At 69.8% G+C, this 16956-nt stretch carries 12 protein-coding genes and 1 pseudogene; 10 read left to right on the plus strand and 3 right to left on the minus strand.

Features of this window, described 5'->3' with window-relative positions; translation table 11 throughout:
- Positions 1 to 131 precede the first annotated feature (131 nt).
- A complete protein-coding gene (locus OG734_RS27650) occupies positions 132 to 1721 on the minus strand; it encodes an ISL3 family transposase (protein WP_330287809.1) in 1590 nt (529 codons plus the stop codon).
- Between the two features lie 460 nt (positions 1722 to 2181).
- Here OG734_RS27650 and OG734_RS27655 point away from each other — a divergent pair, with 460 nt between their 5' ends.
- A complete protein-coding gene (locus OG734_RS27655) occupies positions 2182 to 3627 on the plus strand; it encodes an eCIS core domain-containing protein (RefSeq protein ID WP_443064919.1) in 1446 nt (481 codons plus the stop codon).
- A 146-nt stretch (positions 3628 to 3773) separates the two neighbouring features.
- The gene (locus OG734_RS27660) at positions 3774 to 4313 is read left to right on the plus strand and encodes a GNAT family N-acetyltransferase (protein ID WP_330290191.1); all 540 of its coding nucleotides are present in this window, start codon (positions 3774 to 3776) and stop codon (positions 4311 to 4313) included.
- 172 nt (positions 4314 to 4485) lie between these two features.
- Here the strand turns inward: OG734_RS27660 and OG734_RS27665 are convergent, their stop codons facing one another.
- Together OG734_RS27665 and OG734_RS27670 are read right to left on the minus strand one after the other, a co-directional pair.
- Complete coding sequence (locus OG734_RS27665; RefSeq protein ID WP_330290192.1) at positions 4486 to 4962, minus strand: hypothetical protein; 477 nt, start codon at positions 4960 to 4962, stop codon at positions 4486 to 4488.
- Positions 4959 to 8906, minus strand: a complete 3948-nt coding sequence (locus OG734_RS27670) for a polymorphic toxin-type HINT domain-containing protein (protein WP_330290193.1) — start codon at positions 8904 to 8906, stop codon at positions 4959 to 4961. Before OG734_RS27670 ends, OG734_RS27665 begins: the two co-directional genes overlap by 4 nt.
- A 500-nt stretch (positions 8907 to 9406) precedes the next feature.
- On the opposite strand from OG734_RS27670, the gene OG734_RS27675 reads away from it, so the two are divergent.
- The 8 genes and pseudogenes from OG734_RS27675 to OG734_RS27705 all read left to right on the plus strand — a co-directional run bounded on the left by OG734_RS27675 (position 9407) and on the right by OG734_RS27705 (position 16773).
- Positions 9407 to 9943 carry a hypothetical protein gene (locus OG734_RS27675; protein ID WP_330290194.1) on the plus strand — a complete coding sequence of 179 codons (537 nt, stop codon included), beginning with the start codon at positions 9407 to 9409 and terminating at the stop codon, positions 9941 to 9943.
- 104 nt (positions 9944 to 10047) lie between these two features.
- Positions 10048 to 10797 (plus strand): annotated as a pseudogene (locus OG734_RS48080) (S1 family peptidase); the annotation flags it as partial.
- Entirely contained in the window at positions 10792 to 11217 is a 426-nt protein-coding gene (locus tag OG734_RS48085) for an RICIN domain-containing protein (protein WP_443065108.1), read from the plus strand. The pseudogene OG734_RS48080 and the gene OG734_RS48085, both read left to right, overlap by 6 nt.
- Positions 11218 to 11534: 317 nt before the next feature.
- Entirely contained in the window at positions 11535 to 12791 is a 1257-nt protein-coding gene (locus tag OG734_RS27685; RefSeq protein ID WP_330290196.1) for an acyltransferase family protein, read from the plus strand.
- Between the two features lie 175 nt (positions 12792 to 12966).
- A complete protein-coding gene (locus OG734_RS27690) occupies positions 12967 to 14433 on the plus strand; it encodes a Tat pathway signal sequence domain protein (protein WP_330290197.1) in 1467 nt (488 codons plus the stop codon).
- A 195-nt stretch (positions 14434 to 14628) separates the two neighbouring features.
- Positions 14629 to 15165: a hypothetical protein gene (locus OG734_RS27695; protein WP_330290198.1), complete on the plus strand. Its 537-nt coding sequence runs from the start codon at positions 14629 to 14631 to the stop codon at positions 15163 to 15165.
- Positions 15166 to 15316: 151 nt separating this feature from the next.
- Positions 15317 to 15766: a helix-turn-helix domain-containing protein gene (locus OG734_RS27700; protein ID WP_330290199.1), complete on the plus strand. Its 450-nt coding sequence runs from the start codon at positions 15317 to 15319 to the stop codon at positions 15764 to 15766.
- Between the two features lie 74 nt (positions 15767 to 15840).
- Positions 15841 to 16773, plus strand: a complete 933-nt coding sequence (locus OG734_RS27705) for a glycosyltransferase family 2 protein (protein ID WP_330290200.1) — start codon at positions 15841 to 15843, stop codon at positions 16771 to 16773.
- The last annotated feature ends 183 nt before the right edge of the window (positions 16774 to 16956 follow it).

The following is a 16956-nucleotide window of genomic DNA, read 5'->3' on the forward strand; positions in this document are numbered from 1 at the left end:
TCACCTTGCTGCAGGGGCGTGAATCACACCAGTCCGTGCCCCATCCACCCCGGCCGTGGAGCCAAAACAACTCCGTGCACTGGAGCCAAAACAAGGGTCTGGCCCAAGTTGTGTGGGCCGACTACGCAGGGTCACGCGAGGAGGACGCGTTTCCGGAGGAGCGGGAAGCCTGCTCGGCCGAACATCTGCCTCTTGAGCATCTTGATCCGGTTCACTGCCCCTTCCACTGGGCCCGAGTTCCAGTCGGTGGTCAGTCCGGCGGTCACTGCGTCGAAGTCGGCTTCCAGGCCGACGGCGAAGGTGCTGACGCCGGGGAGGCCGGCGGTCATGGCGTCGGTGATCCAGTCGGTGAGCCGGCCGCCGTCGAGCGTGGTGAGCATCTCGGCGAACGAGCCGACCAGATGGGCGGTCGTCTCCAGCTCCGGGCACTGGTCCAGGACCGTCTTCCTGCGGATCTTCTCTTCTTCGGTGAGGGTTGCGGGGTGCCGGGTGAGCCAGCCGGTGACCTGGCGGATCGACGGCGCGGCCGGCGCCGGCGGGGTGCCGTTCGACGCGGGCAGGGCCTTGCGGACCCACAGCTGGACGGTGGAGTAGTGACCGCGGAAGCCTCGGGCTGTGATCTCGCGGTGGAGATCGAGGATGGTCACCTTCCCTTCGGTTTCGGCCCAGCGTTGCGTCAGGTAGGGCTTGAACGGGTCGAGTTTGCTGGGCTGTTGGCGCTTTCGGCCCTTGACCATGTCCTGCCAGCGGGCGGCGCGGGCGTACCGCTGGACGGTATGCCGTCCCCAGCTCAGGTGCCGGGCGATCTCCCGGAGCCCCAGTCCCTGGGCGAGCAGGTCGTGGACGAGCGCGTGATGCACCCGGGCGCGTTCGGCGAACTTTCCGGACGGCTCGTCGTCCTCAGGGGCCGGCGCGTCCGTGGTCTCCCACTCAGGTTCGGGCCGAGGTGCCGGGACGGGAAGGTCACGGAGGCAGGGGCGATGGGCGGCGACCGTCTTCTCGGCCGCGTTGGCGAGGTTCTGCCACAGGTGGAAGCGGTCGGCGACTTGCAGAGCCTGTGGTGCGGCGGTGTGAGCCGCGTCGGCGTAGGCCCCGGAGCGGTCGCGGCAAATGACCTCGATCTGCGGGTGCCGGGCCAGCCACGGTGCGAGGGTGGCGGCGTCCCGTTCGGGCAGCAGGTCCAGGACCCGGTGCGTCTCCGCGTCGATCACCACGGTTCCGTAGACGTGCCCGCGGCGCAGTGCGAAGTCGTCGACCCCGACCGCCCTCGGCCGGGTCGCAGGCGGGTCGGGGAGGTCCATCACCCGCCGCAGCAGCGTATTGCGGCTGGTGACGATGCCCAGGTGTGTGGCGAGGCGGGCGCCGGCCCGGCCGGCCAGTGCCAGCCCGACCTTGCTCATCGTGGACCGCAGACGCTCGGTGGCCCGGCCGTGGCGCCTGGTGAGTCCCGGCACCTGTTCGACGAACGTGCGCCGCGGGCATGCCGCGCTCGCGCAGACGAACCGGCGGACTCGCAGTACCAGTACGCACGGCCGTCCGGCACAGGCCAGGTCCGCGGGGAAGCGCAGGTAGGAGCCGTGGATCTGAGCCGACCAGTCCCCGCAGGCCGGGCAACAAGCGCCGCTTGCGGTGCATCGCACCTCGACGCGTATCGCTTCGCCGTCCATCTCGGCGGACGTGAACACGACCTTCGTGTTCGACGGGAACAACAACTCTTGCACTGGAGACGGATCTTCGTTCACGGCAACCGAATGTCGAGCACCTCAGCCATACGAGGAGCGAAATCAAGGCGACTTCCGAACCCCCGCCATAAAGATCAACAGCTACAACGAGTAGCCGGCTTACACAACTTGGGCCAGACCCCAAAACAAGTGCTTACAGACACCTGCGTCGGCCAGCGTCCGTTTCCGGCCTGTTGTCAGTGGCGGGATCTAGGTGTGGTGTCTCAGGAGACTGGTTACGGCTGAAGCTTGTCTCGTCGCGCAGTAGCCCTCCCCGTATCCGGGGAGGGCTACTGGCGGGGCTCCTCGGTGGCGCGGTGTGGTGGTTTCCAACTCCTGACCCCCGCCCGCCGGTTCTCCTTGCCCCTACAGGTAGGCGGGTCTGCCCGTTCGTCTCTCGTGCCGCGCGCGTGTGTGCTGGTAGACAGGGAGGTCGGACCCCTGAGGAAGAGGAGCCGGCGTGCGGGCACGGAGAAGTCGGGACAGCGAGCGGGAACTCCTGGCCGTGCCGACGGCCGGCGCGAAGCGGCCGGTGGCGGGTGCGGCCGGGCCGCTCGGTATGCAGCCGGCGATCGGCAACGCCGCGGTGGTGCAGTTGCTGCGGCGAGCCGGGCACCCCGGGGCGCTGGACCGGCACCGGCACGGATCCGGATGCGGGCATACCGAGGAGCCGAGGCAATCAGAACAGTCGGAGCCGTCGGCGCAGTCGGTGGTGCAGCGTTCGACGGTGCCCGGCGTGCTGCGCGGCAGCGGACGGGCGCTGGACACGACCACCCGTACCGACATGGAGGGCCGCCTCGGCGCCGACTTCTCCGACGTACGGCTGCACACCGGCGCCGAGGCCCGCCGTTCCGCCGCCGAGATCGGTGCGCGTGCCTACACCTCCGGCAACCATGTCGTCATCGGCGACGGCGGTGGCGACCGGCACACCCTCGCCCATGAGCTGACCCACGTCATCCAGCAGCGCCAGGGCCCCGTCGCGGGTACCGACAACGGCGACGGGCTGTCCGTCTCCGACCCCGGCGACCGCTTCGAACGGGAGGCCGAGGCCAACGCCCGGCGCGCGCTGAACGGTCCTCCCGTCGCGCGGACCGTCGACGCCGACCGCTCCGCGCACGGGGGCGACGGCAGCGCCGTCCAGCGGGTGAAGCGCACCCGCGAGGAGAGCACGGAAGAGGAGATCTCCGAGGACGCGGTCAACCTGATCGCCGCCTCCGCCGGGCGGGAGGAGACCTACGCGGGCGGGCAGGGGCGCAAGCTCCCCAAGACGCCCGAGGAGGCAGCCTGCTGGGAGTGGGCTGTGCGGGCCGCCGCGGACTCCGGCGGCCTCGACCGGGGTGAGTACTGGAGCTATCTCATCGGCCTGAGCCAGGAGGACGACGTACGGGAGCTGGACCAGGTGGAGCCCGTGGTCAGAAGCGATCTGGACCGGTTGCGGGGCGACATCACGGCCGCGGGCATGGCCTTCGACCCCGGGAACCTCGACGCCCCGAAAGACGAGGCCGCGATCCGCCCCCTCATGGAACGGGCGGTCCGGACCTTCGTACAGTCCCACGGCCTGCGGATCGACGCCGCGAACCCGGCGGGCTGGATCATGTGCCACTACCGGATGGACGGCGCTTTCGGCGTCCCCGAGCACTTCTGGATCGAACTCCCCGTCCCGGCGGGCGGACGGGTGCTCCTCCAGACCGTCCCGGACATCCCGTACATCGAGGCAGGCGGCACCGATCTGCGCTGGCACGACGAGAACAGCGTGGCAGAACGGCAGGAAGGGCACGCGACCTACCAGACCATCGAGGTGCCGGTCGCGGCGCTCAAGGGCCGTCACTCCGAGATCATCAACGGCATCATGGCGAGGGGCCGACGCACTCGTCGCAAGCCGACGGCGTCCTCCTCCGGAACCTGACGGGTCCTGCGAGCCGGACCCGGCCGGTCCGGCCGGTTCGTTTCCGGGCCGGCGTTCGCGGAGGTCCAGCCGTGGTTCGCCGAACTGCTCGCGCTCGTCGAGTCGAGGGAGCACGACCGGTTCAACGACGCGATAGGTTGCCCGCCATGACTGGACTCGGACCCGTTGCCTGGCCACCTGCCCCGATAAGGACCGAACGGCTTGTGCTCCGCGAGTCCGAGGCCCGGGACCGTGCGGCGTTCATCGAACTGCTGGCGTCGCCAGAGGTGCACACCTACCTTGGCGGCCCCCGGCCGCGTGACGAGCTTGAGCGCGAGATGCCCGGGGTGCCCGAGCGGTGGCCCGGGAGTTTCGTTGTTGATCTCGACGGGGCGATGATCGGCCTGATCCTGCTCAGAAGAGCAACGGAGCACCGTCGCCCGGCGGCCGAGGGGAAGGTCGATCTCGGCTACCTGTTCCTGCCGCGGGCGTGGGGATTCGGGTACGCCGCCGAGGCGTGCGCGGCGGCGCTCGACTGGTTCGACGGCGTCCTTCCCGGCGAGCCGGTGGTGCTCGCCACCCAGACCGCCAACGTCAGCTCGATGCGCCTCGCGGCGAAGCTGGGGTTCACCGAGGTAGAGCGGTTCGAGGCCTGGGACGCCGAGCAGTGGCTCGGCCTGCGGTCCCCGGTCGCGCGGGCTGGCTGAGCGGCCCCCGATCTGACGTTCAGGTCACGTCAGGTGACCACGGAAGCGGGCCCGCGTGTCGTCACGCGGGCCCGCCGTTTTCGAGTGGGCGGTCAGCGCCACTCAGTGTTCCGGGCCTACGACGACGAAGGGCCCCCGGAACATGCCGGGAGCCCTTCTCCTTCTCTTTCGGTTACGCCGGGAAAACGCGGTCCAGAACTGACCGCACTTCCCTGATCTCACGCTTCCATCGATCACTCGTCATGATCTCGCGATCCCAGGCGACCACGGGCTCGTCCCCCGACACGCAGTAGCCGTAGATCTGGTCCGCGATGTCGTCCGTGAAGAGGTGGTCGAAATGAAAGGCCCCCTCGAACGTCAGCCACGCGATTCCCTCCGCGTGCGCAGCCGCTTTCCGCAGGCACTCCCGCAGATATCCGGGGAAGTCCGGGTCGTCCAGGCGATCGTCCTCGAAGGTGAGGTCGTACTCCTGGACGGTCGCCTGCCGCTCCCTGGGCTCGGAGGTCATCTCATAGAGGCCGACCTCGTCCGGACAGGTGCCGGAGATGTCGAACTCGCCTTTCTCCAGGCGAGGTTCGACCCGCCCGATCGTGAAGAGGATGACGACCGCGGGGCCACTCCACGTGATGGCCTCCTTGAGGGCGCTCACAGGAGGCCCCACTGCGCCAGTCTCTTGGCCCCGGGCATCATCGCGGTGATGATCTTGCCCTGGTAGGGGCCTTCCTTTGCCACCATGATCACCACCACCCTGCCGTTGACCTTTTTGGCGAAGGCCTTGGCCTGTGTGCCACCAGTCTTCCAGTCGAACGTCTTGTCCGGCGACGTCAGAACCTGCGAGAAGTTCTTCTTGAAGTAGTCGAGCTGGGAGGCGACGCTTCCCTTGTTGGGAATCAGTCCGTCATCCTTCAGGTGTCGCATGGCGTGACCGCCGCCCTTGTTCAAATCGGTGAACGCGTCCCCGACCGTGTCCTGCGTCCAGCCGATGGGGCAGCTCGCGTTGTGCACCAGAACAGGGGTCTCACCCGCCACCACATAGTAGGTGTGGAAGTCGGCGATCGTCAGATTGTGGACGCGCTGCTCGGGCGTGGCCCAGGCCCTGGTCGCGCCGACCTCGGCGGACGCACCGGCGTCGGTCCGCAGTGCGTCGCCGGGTGCGAGCTGCCCGGCGTCGGTCCAGGTGCCCTTGTCACCCGTCACCCAGAAGGGGTGGTTGTCGGTGGCGGTCACCGTGCCCGTGGACTGCCCGCCGGGACTGGTGACGGTGATGTCCACGAGGTTCTTCTGACCCCTGCTGCCGATGGTCAGCTGGACGGGCTTCGCCTCGGTACGGCCGGACTCCGGGTCGGTGGATCTGACCTGGTCGCCGATCCGGATGTCCTCGATCTTTTCGGTCCGGCCATCGGCCATCAGGACCCGGGTGCCCGGCGTGAAGCTGCTCTTCCCGCAGTTGATCTTCTTGAAGATCTTGAGCTTGAGAGCGCTGAGCGCGAGGCCCGTGAGGCACGAGGGCTTCTTGGTCGTCAGGCACTCCTCGATCTCCTCGGCACCGACGTACCAGGCGATCAGGCGGTCGAGAGTGGTGGAGGTGATGCAGCCCATGCCGCCGGCGCCGTCACCACCACAGACGAGGATCGTCTCGCCCGGCTTCAGTTCCCCGTTCTCCAGGACGATGGAGCGGTAGTCGACCAACCGCCGCTCGAGTGCCGCGCGCAGTTCGTTGTCGGTGAGCGGCTTGCTGGTCTGCTGAGCGGCCTCCTCCTTGATCTGCGCCTTGAGTTCCGCGACCAGAAGGTCGGCCGCGGTCTTCATGGCCGAGGTGGCCGCCTTGGCGGCCGCGGCGGAGTCCGCGTCCGCCGCCAGCGCGGAAAGACCGGCCTGATAGGCGGAGTTGTTGGCGTCGAGGGAGTAGCCGTAGGCGATCGCGGCTGAGTGCTGGGCGCGGTCCGCCGAGCGGGCCGCCGACTGTGCGTCCGCCTGGGCCGCCGCGGCCGCGTTCCGGGCGGTCCGTGCGGACTCGGCCGCATCGGCGGCGGAGTCCGCGGCCTGGTCGGCCGACTTGTCGGCCTGCGCGGCGTACGTGTTCGCCTGGTCGGAGGACGCCTTGGCCTTGTTGGCCCATGAGGTGGCCTCGGCGGCGTTCTTACGGGCCTCGGCAGCGGCCTTCTGTGCCTCGGCGGCGTTCTTCTGGGCGAGCGCCGCCGACTTGTACGCGGCCTGCAGCAGGACGTTGACCTCGGCGATGTGGGCGGCCGCGTTGGCGTCCCGCTGGCGCGCCTTGTACAGGCCGATCTCCAGGAAGGGACGCAGACCGGACGCCGGTCCCGATAGTACGGCCTGTGCCGCGGCCTGGACCTCGGGACCGCCCGTGGACAGGGCCTGGGTGACCGCCACGCGGTCGTCGTCCTCCTGCGCCTTGTACTGCCCGGTCTCCAGGAACGCCGCCATGTCGGCCGCGGTACCGTCCAGCGCCTTGCTCGCGGCGGCCTTCACTCCCGGACCGCCCGCAGCCGCGATCTTGGCCACCGCGACCCGGTCGTCGTCCGCCTTGCCCGGATAGGCGCGGGTGCGCAGCCACTCGCGCACCTGGCCGATCGGCTTGTCCAGCACCTCCAGCGCGGCCTGCCGCTGCGCGGGGATCTCGCTGGTCACGGCGATGTGGCCGACGCTGGCCCGGTCGTCCTGCTCCATGGCCAGCGCCAGCCTGGCGCGCACGAACTCGGCCACGTCGTCGTCGCTGCCCGCCAGTGCGTCCCCGGCGGCGTCCTTGACCCACGTCCCACCGCTGGTGAGCAGGTTTACCGCGGCCTGGCGTCCCTTGTCGGCCGTGACCGACAGGTCGGATGCCGCCGCGGCCTCCGTCAGCAACTGCTGGGTCCGGTCGCCGAGTTCCTGGATGCGGCCGATCTCCCACTGGGAGGAGGCCACCTTCTCGGCGTAGGCCTCGGCGGCCTCCTCGGCCGCCAGGACCGCCTCGTCCTGCTGCTGGGCCAGCCGCTCGGCGTCCGCCTTGCGCGCCAGCTCCACCACGGTCGAGGCCTGCTCGGCCGCCGTCATCGCGTTGTTCGCGGCCTTGGTGGCCTCGTTCGCGGCCTCGGTGGACGCCTTGGCGGCGTCCACCGCCTTGCCGGCCTCGTCGGCTGCCTTGTTCGCGGCGATCGCCGCGGCCTCGGCATGTGCGGCGGTCTCGTTGGCCGCGTCGCGCGACTGCCGGGCAGCCGTGGCGGCCTGTTTGGCGTTGGACTGCGCCACACCTGCGGCCCGGGTGGCCTGGTCGGCCAGCCGCTTGGCCTTGGCCGCCGCCGCGGCGGCCTCATCCCCCTTGGCGCCGGCCTGGCCGGCCCAGCGGCCCGCGTCCGCGGCCGCGGCGGCCGCAGCCGCCGCGTTCACCCCGGCGCTGGCCGCGGCACCGGCGGCGGTCGCCGCCTGGTCGGCGGCGATACCGGCCTGGTCGGCGGCGACCGCCGCCTTCCGCGCACCGGCAGCCGCCGTGTTCGCCTTCTGCGCGGCCTCCCGGGCCTGCTTCGCCCGCGTGGCGTCCCCCGCGGCCGCACCGGCCGCGGACCTGGCCACGGACGCCGCGCTGCCGGCCTGGCCGGCGGCGTAGGCCGCCTGCGCCGCCGCCGAGGCCGCCATCCGCGCCGTCGCGTTCGCTGCCGCCGCCGAGGACATCGCCGTACGGGCCGCCTGGGCCGCCCGGTCCGCGGCGGCCGCCGCCCGCGACGCGGCCGCTGCCGCCCGGCCGGCCGACTCCTTGGACTCCAGCGCCTCCGCTGCCGCGTCCTGCGCGGCCTCCTTCGCCGCCTTCGTGGCCTTCTCCGCCTTGGCCGCCTCTTCCTTGGCGGTCTCGGTCAGCTCCTTGGCCCGCTTCTGCGCCGTGTCGGCCAGTACGGCCAGCTGCGCGACGGTCAGCGTCTCCTGGTCGCGCGCGGCGGCGACCGCCCACCCGTCGTCCAGGAACTCCTGGACATCCTCGTCCGTGCCGTCCAGCGCCTGGCCCGCGAGCAGCTTCACGTTCACGCCGCCGGTGAACATCAGCTGGGAGACTTGGACCCGGTTGTCGGCGGCCCGCGCCTTGTACTGCCCCGTCTCGATGAACGCGCTCACGTCGTCGGCCGTGCCGATCAGCGCCGTATTGGCCGCCTTCTTCACGCCCGAACCGCCGAAGGCCATGATCTGCGCCACCTGGACGCGCTGGTCCTCCTCGTAGGCCGCGGTGAAGCCACCGTCCAGGAAGGCCTGCAGCTCCGTCTCACCGCCGCCCAGCGCGGTGTTGGCCGCGTCACGCACACCAGGACCGCCGATGGCCATGATCTGCGCCACCTGGACCCTCAGGTCCTCCAACTGGACGACAGGCAGATCCACATCCATGAACGTCTGGATGTCGTCGGTCGAACCCAGTAGGGCCGCCTCGGCCGCGCGCCGGACGCCCTCATCGCCGTACTCCCACTCCATGAGAACGTCAGCTCGCGTGAATTCCGGCGCCTCGTCGGCCGCCGAGGCAGGACGCAGATCTATGCCCAGGACCATCACCAGGGCTATCAGCATCGCCACGGAGCCGCGCCATCCTGGCACGGCCCGCAATCTGATACTCAACGTGTTACTCCCTCGTTCCGTTGATGTTCAGCTTGTTCGGTGTTCAAAAGATTTACGGCAGCCATTGCCTCTGGCTCGCCGGGCCCGATCTTTTAACCGCACCTTACATTTTTCACACGCGATTCATGGACAACTCCCCCCAGCCCTTTGCCTCAAAGTGCCACCTTTGCCCATTATTTCCGACAGATCCCCCGTCTGTCCGTAACCATTTCTTCATGAGAGTCGGTACAACCTTTTGCGAGTGTGACTGATCCCATATCGGCCCTCCAAGTCTCGCCCGATTTGCGGGAGTTCATGAAGTGGACAGCCTTGAGAGCGCAAGGTTGCATAGGCGTCACAAGCGGTTTCCGGTAGGTAATCAGGGGCCTTTTCTCTGCCGGGAGTGGGGGCTGCGCGTATCGATCTCGTATTCCTTCACACCCGTGCGCGAAATGCGTTCCGGCCTGTCTTTCCTCATCCGGAGCAACAAGGTCAGGATTGTGATGAAGGGACGTTTTCCCATGCCGTCGAGGTCATACCGCGGGAGACTCATAGGGACGGGTCTGGCGGCTCTGGCCGCCGGTGCCCTGGCGTGGACCGCCGTGGCGGGCGGTGCCCCCGCCGAGGAGAGCACCGCGAACCGGGCGTCCGGAGCAGTGACAGCGGTGGCTGACGAGGCCCCGGGGTACGCGGTGGAGACCTTCGACTACCCGAACGCGGACAAGATCCTGGCGGAGCAGAACATCGTTCTGAAGCGTGGGGACGGGCACATCACGCTGGCCGACTGTGCGAGTGGTTCCGGGTTGTTGGAGGTCTGGGCGCGGGAGAAGACGGACCGGATCTGCTTCGCGGTGAAGGGGACGTCCGGGTGGCTGACCCTGGAGATCCCGTCGGTCTACGCCATCAAGGGCAATGACTACGCGACCGAGGTCGACATGACGGTGGGTGCGGAGGAGAAGTCCTTCGACGTGGAGAAGAACACCTGGACCGCGGTCGGTGAGAGCGCCGACGAGCAGGGCCGTGAGCACATGCTCGTGGAGATCCGGTCGGCCAAGTAGCCCCCGTCCAGCGCCTCTCACCTCTCGCTTCTCACCTCTCGCCCTTCGTTCTGCACGGCTCCGGACCGGCCGCGCAGACCTCCAGCTGCCCAAGGAATCCCGTCATGCGACACACCAGACCAAAGCCTCTGTCCACGCTGGCCGCGGCCCTGCTCGCGATCCCGGTCGCACTGGGCGCCGCGCCCACGCCCGCCTCCGCCGTCACCGGCACGCCCGCCCCCGCCGCCAACGCCACCTACGCCGCGCAGCTCGTCGTCGGCGACCATGACCGGGGCTGCTCCGGCGTCCTGGTCGCCAGGCAGTGGCTCCTCACCGCGGCCAGCTGCTTCGCGGACGACCCGGCGACGAGCATCTCGGTGCCCGCGGGCAAGCCTGCCCGCAAGACCACCGCGACCATCGGCCGCTCCGACCTGACCGGTACCGCGGGCGCGGTGCGCGAGGTCGTCGAGCTGGTCCCCAGCGCCGGCCGCGATGTCGTCCTGGCCCGTCTGAACCTCGCGGTGACCAACGTCACCCCCATCGCCCTGGCCACCACCGCGCCCACCGCGGGCGAGGAGCTGCAGTTCGCCGGTTACGGGCGCACCGCGACCGAGTGGGCGCCGCTCAGCCTGCACACCGGCACGCTGTCCGTGGACGCCTCGACGGCCAACACGGTCACGGTCACCGGTAAGAACGGCGTGGCCGCGTGCATGGGCGACACCGGCGGACCCGTCATACGCACCGTCGGTGGCGTTCCTCAGCTGGCGGCCCTCAACAGCCGCTCCTACCAGGGTGGCTGCTTCGGCATCGACGCGGCCGAGACCCGCACCGGCGGCATCGCCACCCGTATCGACGACCTCTCCTCCTGGGTGTCGGGCTTCGTCAACGGCTTCCGCCCCCTCGCCAATGTCGGGACCCAGAGGTGCCTGGCCGTCCCCAACGCCAGCACGGCCAACGGCACCCTCCTGCTGCAGTGGAGCTGCGGCACCGGCACCGAGCAGCAGTGGCGCCTGGAGCCTGTCGCGGGCGGTAACAACGACCGGTACCTCGTGCGGAACAACAACAGCAAGAAATGCCTCGCGATGCCCGGAGCCAGCACGGACGACGCCACCCAGGCCATCCAGTGGCCCTGCAGCACCGGCAGCGAGCAGATCTGGGTCCAGGACAGCATCGGTCGGCTGCGGAACCTGAACAGTGACAAGTGTCTCGCTGTCCCCGGCGGCAACACCGCGATCGGCACCAAGGTCATCCAGTGGCCGTGCGGGACGGGCAACGAGCAGCGCTGGACCTGGTAGAACCCACACCGGAAACCCCGGGCACGCGGCTACGGCCGCCAGGGCGGCCTTCTTCGGGAGGCCGCCCTTCCTACCGCTCGGCACTGAAGAGGACCCGAACCTTCCATATCTTGTCGAAATTCGACCGTTCCGATCTACAACCCTTGCTTAGACTCAGCAGTCCCTGTGTGTGGGCCATGGGGTTCTACGGTGTTTGCGGGTTTGCCGTGATCGCTGCTGGGCAAGCGCTCGCCGTTCCACAGGCCGACTGCTCCTGCCGTTTCCGGGGTGCGGGTGGGGGGTGGTACGTGGGCGGGCTTTCCGATGGAGGAAATCAGGTGTCGATGCAGGGCGCGGACAGTGGGCCGCCGACGGGCGGGCGGGTCGCGGGCGGGATGCACAAGGTGATCCCCTCGCCGCGGCAGCCCCTCCCGCTCGCGACGACCGAGCAGGCGCCCGGGCCCGACGGCACGACGAAGAAGCCCACCCGGACGTCCGCGAAGCACGCCGCCATCCCGGGACGCGGCAACAGCCGGCTCTATGCCATCGACGGGCTCCGTCTGCTCGCCGCCCTCTTCGTGGCCTTCCACCACTACGCCGGAACCCGGCGGGTCGACTCGCCGGGCAACGCGATCTGGGGCCGGTCGGTGTCCGAGATCATGCCGACCTGGTTCCGGTTCTCCGCGTACGGCTGGATCGGCGTCGAGATCTTCTTCGTGATCAGCGGCTTCGTGATCTGCATGTCGTGCTGGGGCCGCACCCCGCGCCAGTTCTTCACCTCTCGCGTGATCCGGCTCTACCCGGCGTACTGGTTCGGCATAATCTTCACCTCGGCCGCCCTGGTCGCCATGCCCGGTGTGTGGGAGCGTGGCCGCGCGCGCGAGGTGCTGATCAACTTCACGATGCTCCAGTCCGGCTCCCGCGTCGGGAACGTCGACGGCGTGTACTGGACCCTCTGGTCCGAGCTGCGCTTCTACCTCCTCTTCATGGCCGTCGTCGTGACCGGGCTGACGTACCGCAAGGTCGTGGTGTTCTGCTGCCTCTGGGGCGCCGCCTCGATGATCGCCCCGGCCGCCGGCTTCCAGCCGGCGACGCTGATCATCAACCCGGAAGGCTCCTGGTACTTCATCGCGGGCCTCGCCCTCTACCTCATGCACCGCTTCGGCCAGGACCTGTTGCTGTGGGGCATCCTCGGACTGTCGTGGATGATGGGCCAACTGGAAATCGGGCATCGGATAGACACGATCGAACGGGTCTCCAGCTGGCGCGGAAGCGTGCTGATCTTCACCGTCTTCCTGCTGTTCATGGTCGCCGTCGCCCTCGGCTACACCGACCGCATCCGCTGGAAGTGGCTGGTCACGGCGGGCGCGATAACGTACCCGTTCTATCTGATGCACTACTTCGTCGGTACGACGATCATCAACCGGCTGCGCGACACCATGGACCCCCGGCTCCTGGTGCTGTCCGTGATCGCCGGCTTCATGGTGCTGAGCTGGCTGGTGCACAAGTTCGTGGAAGCGCCCCTGGCGCGGCTGATGAAGCGAGGCCTGGACACGTCGTTCGCGCGGCTGCGCAACGCGTCGTCCACGCCCTGACCGGCCGACCGCCTCCTCTGCCGAAACCCTGGGCCACCCTCCTGGCCCGGGGTTTCCTCGTTCCCCCGGACCTGCCAACCTGCGTACACCTCAAGGGCGTTGACCCGCACCGGGCGCACCAGCAGAATGAGCCCGCGCGTTCATGAGAGCGCTCTCAGTCCGGCAGAGGAGACCCATGAACGGCCGCTCCGGAAGGCCCAGCGGGCCCGACAAGTCCGACCCGTCCGCCCCGTCCGACAGGCCCGGCGCGCAAGGCCCCGCGCTCAGCCGCCGTACGCTCATCGGCGCCGCCGGCCTCGGCGCGGCGGCGCTCACGGCAGCCGCCTCGGGCACAGCGGGCGCCGCCGGCTCCCTCACCGGCTCCGGGAGTTCCGGCTCCGGGAGTTCCGCGCAGCGCCGGGCCCACGCCTTCCTCGCCGCAGCCATGGACGGCTACCCCGACCACGGCGACCTCCGCCTCACCCAGAGCTACACCGACCAGGCGGGCCTGTTCAGCACGGCGTTCACCTACGACAACGCCCTCGCGATCCTCGCCCACCTCGCCACCCGCACCGAGGCGGGCCGGCGCCGGGCCGTCGCCCTCGGGGACGCCCTGCTGTACGCGCAGGCCCACGACCCGGTGTACGACGACGGCAGGCTCCGGCAGGCCTACAACGTCGGGCCGTACGTCTTCTTCGACGGCGTCGCGCAGCCCGACGGGTTCGTGCGGGCCGACGGCACCGCCAACGTCGGCACCCAATTCGGGTTCACCGGAACCGCCGTGGGCGACATGGCCTGGGCCGGGATCGCGCTCAGCGCCCTCGCCGGCCGGACCGGGAAGCGCCGCTTCCTCGACGGTGCCGTGCGCATCGGCACCTGGATCGAGGTGAACGGCGGTACGGACCAGCCCCTCGGCGGCTACAAGTTCGGGGTCGACGGGGCGAACGCGAAACTGCCGTTCAGCTCGACCGAGCACAACACCGACCTGGTCGCCCTCTTCGGACGGCTCGCCCTGCTCACCGGCGACCCGGTGTGGCGGCAGCGGCGGGGGAGGGCGCGGGCCTTCGTCGAGAAGATGTGGGAGCCCGACGGCAGGTTCTTCTACACGGGCACCAACGACGGGGTGACCGTCAACAAGGCGCCGGTCCCCGAGGACACCCAGACCTGGACCCACCTCGCCCTCGACTCCCGCCGCTACTCCCGTTCGCTGGACTGGGCCGCCGCCGAGCTGGCGGTCCTGGACCGGGCCGACCGTACGAACAGCACGGTGCCGGCGGGACAGTCGTACGAGGGAGTCACCTTCAGCTCCGCGAGCCTGCTGGCGAACGAGGACGCCCCCATCGCCGAGTTCCAGCCCAGGCCGGACCGTAACGGAGTCTGGTTCGAAGGGACCGCGCACCTCGCCCTCGCCCTCCGGGACCGCGCCGGACACGGCGACGAGGCACGCGCCCACCGGCTGGTCGCCTCCATCGAGCGGGCCCAGGAACTCCTCGGCACCGGCCAGACCGTCGGCAGCCGGACCCTGCCCGAACGCGCCGGGGTCGTCTCGGCGAGCAGCCCCCTCGACACGGGCTTCGGCTTCGGCTACTACCCGTACCGCCACACGGGCGCGACCGCCTGGTACCTGCTGGCGGCGGCCCGCTCCAACCCGCTGCGTGCCTGATGTGTGCCTGACGCGGTACGCGGTCCAACAATCAAGCCCGGGCCAGGACTTGGTCCGGTCCGGGCTCGGGGCAGGCCAATTTTCCGCCAAGGTGGCCTGTTCCTGGTCAAGAGGTCTACCCGCATAGAAGTCCGGCCTGCTGGCATGTGCATGTTCGCCCGGACCCCTGCCGGGCACCCTGTCGGGAGACCCCCCATGTCCCGTACACCGGCCCGTACTTCGCGTACCCTCGCCACCGCCCTCTCCGCCCTCGCGCTGGCCGCCGCCGGGCTCGCCGTCACCGCCGGCACCGCCCACGCCGCCACCTGCAGCCAGGACTATCTGCCCCTCCCCGACCCCGGTTGCCAGCCCGGCGCCCTCAACCCGGACGTCACGCAGGACACCATCGGCTCCACGATCTGCGTCTCCGGCTGGACGGCGACCGTGCGGCCCTCCAGCTCGTACACCACCGCGCTGAAGAAGAAGCAGATAGTGGAGTACGGCTACGACGACACCAGCACCTCCGACTACGAGGAGGATCACTTCGTCCCGCTCGAACTCGGCGGCGCCCCCAAGGACGCGCTGAACCTGTGGCCCGAGCCCCAGTACGGGGACAAGACCGCCGGCAACAAGGACACCGTCGAGAACCGTCTCAAGAAGGCCGTCTGCGCCGGGACCGTCAGTCTGTCCGACGCTCAGGACGCCATCATCACCGACTGGACCACGGCCCTCTCCACGCTCGGCCTGAGCTGAGCCGGGCAGATCCTCTGAGGCCTCACGGCGGACGACCGCGGCCGGCGACTGCCCCGCCGGCCGCGGTCGTGTTGTCTACAGACCGGGGACCGGGGTGCCGGTGGCGTCAAGGACGCGACCCGACAGGTCGGTCTGTGGCTGCCTCTTCGGCATGCTGGACGGACGGCTGGTGGGTCTGTACCCGCGGCTGCCGCCGGGCGAGACGACCGAGGACGGGGAAGGGGAGGGGAAGTGGGAAGTGGGAAGTGGGAAGGGGAAGGGGGAAGGGGGAAGGGGGAAGGGGGAAGGGGAGGAGGAACGGGGCGTCGGCGGCGCGCTCGTCGTGGTGTCACCGGCCGCGCCCCTGAGGGACGGCTTCCACCGTCAGATCGTGGTCACCGCGCTGGCGTTCCTGGACCACGGTCGCCGCCTCGACCGGACGGCGGCTACCCTGTTCACCCACCCCAACGCCATCCGCTACCGTCTCGCCCGCCTCCAGCAGCTCACCGGCGAGTCACTGACGGACGATTCTCCAGGCATGGCCTCCGGTTCACTGGGTAGCGTGCACTGGTGGTGGGCGCTGCGGACGTGGCTGGAGTCCGGCTCCGACCGCAAGTCGTAGGGTGTTATGCAGAAGAGACGTACTTAATGCGTACTTAATACATCCTTACTGTAAACAGATAGCATCCGACCGCGATGGTTGACGTCGGCGGCCGGAACGAGGTGGGTCTGGTGGGTGGCATGGCGGTGGAGCCGCGTATCGCGGTGGCCGTGGTGACCATGGGAAACCGGCCCGTCGCGCTGAACGCGCTGCTGGAGTCGATCGCCAAGCAGGACCTCGCCCCCGACCGCATCGTGCTCGTCGGCAACGGCTGTCCGCTTCCCGAACTCCCCGGCCTCTCCGGCGAGGTCACCACCATCGAGGTCGACGAGAACCTCGGCTGCCCGGGCGGCCGCAATGTGGCCCTGGCCCGGCTGCGCGAGTTCGGCGACATCGACGTCGTGGTCGACCTCGACGACGACGGCCTGCTCATCGACCCCGATGTGCTCACCCGCGTACGGGACTTGTACGCCGCCGACCCCCGACTCGGCATCGTCGGCTTCCGCATCGCCGACGAGAACGGCGTGACCCAGCGTCGACACGTCCCCCGGCCCGGCGCCGGCGACCCGATGCTCGGCGGATACGTCACCCAGTTCCTCGGCGGCGGCCATGCCCTGCGCATGACGATGCTCGACGAGACCGGCGACTGGCCCGCCGCATTCTTCTTCGCCCACGAGGAGACCGACCTCGCCTGGCGGGCCGTCGACGCCGGCTGGAAGATCCTCTACGAACCGCGTCTCCTGCTGCGCCACCCCAGCACCTCGCCCGCCCGGCACGCCATCTATCACCGGGTCACCGCCCGCAACCGGGTCTGGCTGGCCCGCCGCCGGCTGCCGCTGCCGCTGATCCCGGTGCACCTGGGCGTATGGCTTGCGATCACCGTCCTGCGCGCCCGCTCCACCGGGGCACTGCGGGCCTGGTTCGCCGGCTTCGCGGAGGGCCTGCGCGAACCGGCCGGTGAGCGCCGCCCGATGCGGTGGCGAACGGTGTGGACACTGACCAGGCTGGGCCGCCCGCCCATTCTCTGAACCCGCGCGCGATCCCCGCGAGCAGGCCTGCGGCACGCGGCACGCGATACGAGGGCCCCGGCCGTCACCTCTGGCGACCCGGGCCCTCTCGCGTATCCGGACCCGGCCGCGACGGCGTCACTCCCCCGAGTTGCGCGACGTACGCGCGCGCCGTCGGACCGGCTCCGTTGAGGTGATCACATC

Source organism: Streptomyces sp. NBC_00576 (assembly GCF_036345175.1).
Classification (GTDB): Bacteria; Actinomycetota; Actinomycetes; order Streptomycetales; family Streptomycetaceae; genus Streptomyces.

Excerpts from the sequence above, each read along its gene's own strand:
- OG734_RS27660 (WP_330290191.1), top strand. The coding sequence starts at position 3,774 with ATGACTGGACTCGGACCCGTTGCCTGGCCACCTGCCCCGATAAGGACC.
- OG734_RS27675 (WP_330290194.1), top strand. The coding sequence starts at position 9,407 with ATGCCGTCGAGGTCATACCGCGGGAGACTCATAGGGACGGGTCTGGCG.
- OG734_RS27690 (WP_330290197.1), top strand. The coding sequence starts at position 12,967 with ATGAACGGCCGCTCCGGAAGGCCCAGCGGGCCCGACAAGTCCGACCCG.
- OG734_RS27695 (WP_330290198.1), top strand. The coding sequence starts at position 14,629 with ATGTCCCGTACACCGGCCCGTACTTCGCGTACCCTCGCCACCGCCCTC.
- OG734_RS27700 (WP_330290199.1), top strand. The coding sequence starts at position 15,317 with ATGCTGGACGGACGGCTGGTGGGTCTGTACCCGCGGCTGCCGCCGGGC.
- OG734_RS27705 (WP_330290200.1), top strand. The coding sequence starts at position 15,841 with ATGGTTGACGTCGGCGGCCGGAACGAGGTGGGTCTGGTGGGTGGCATG.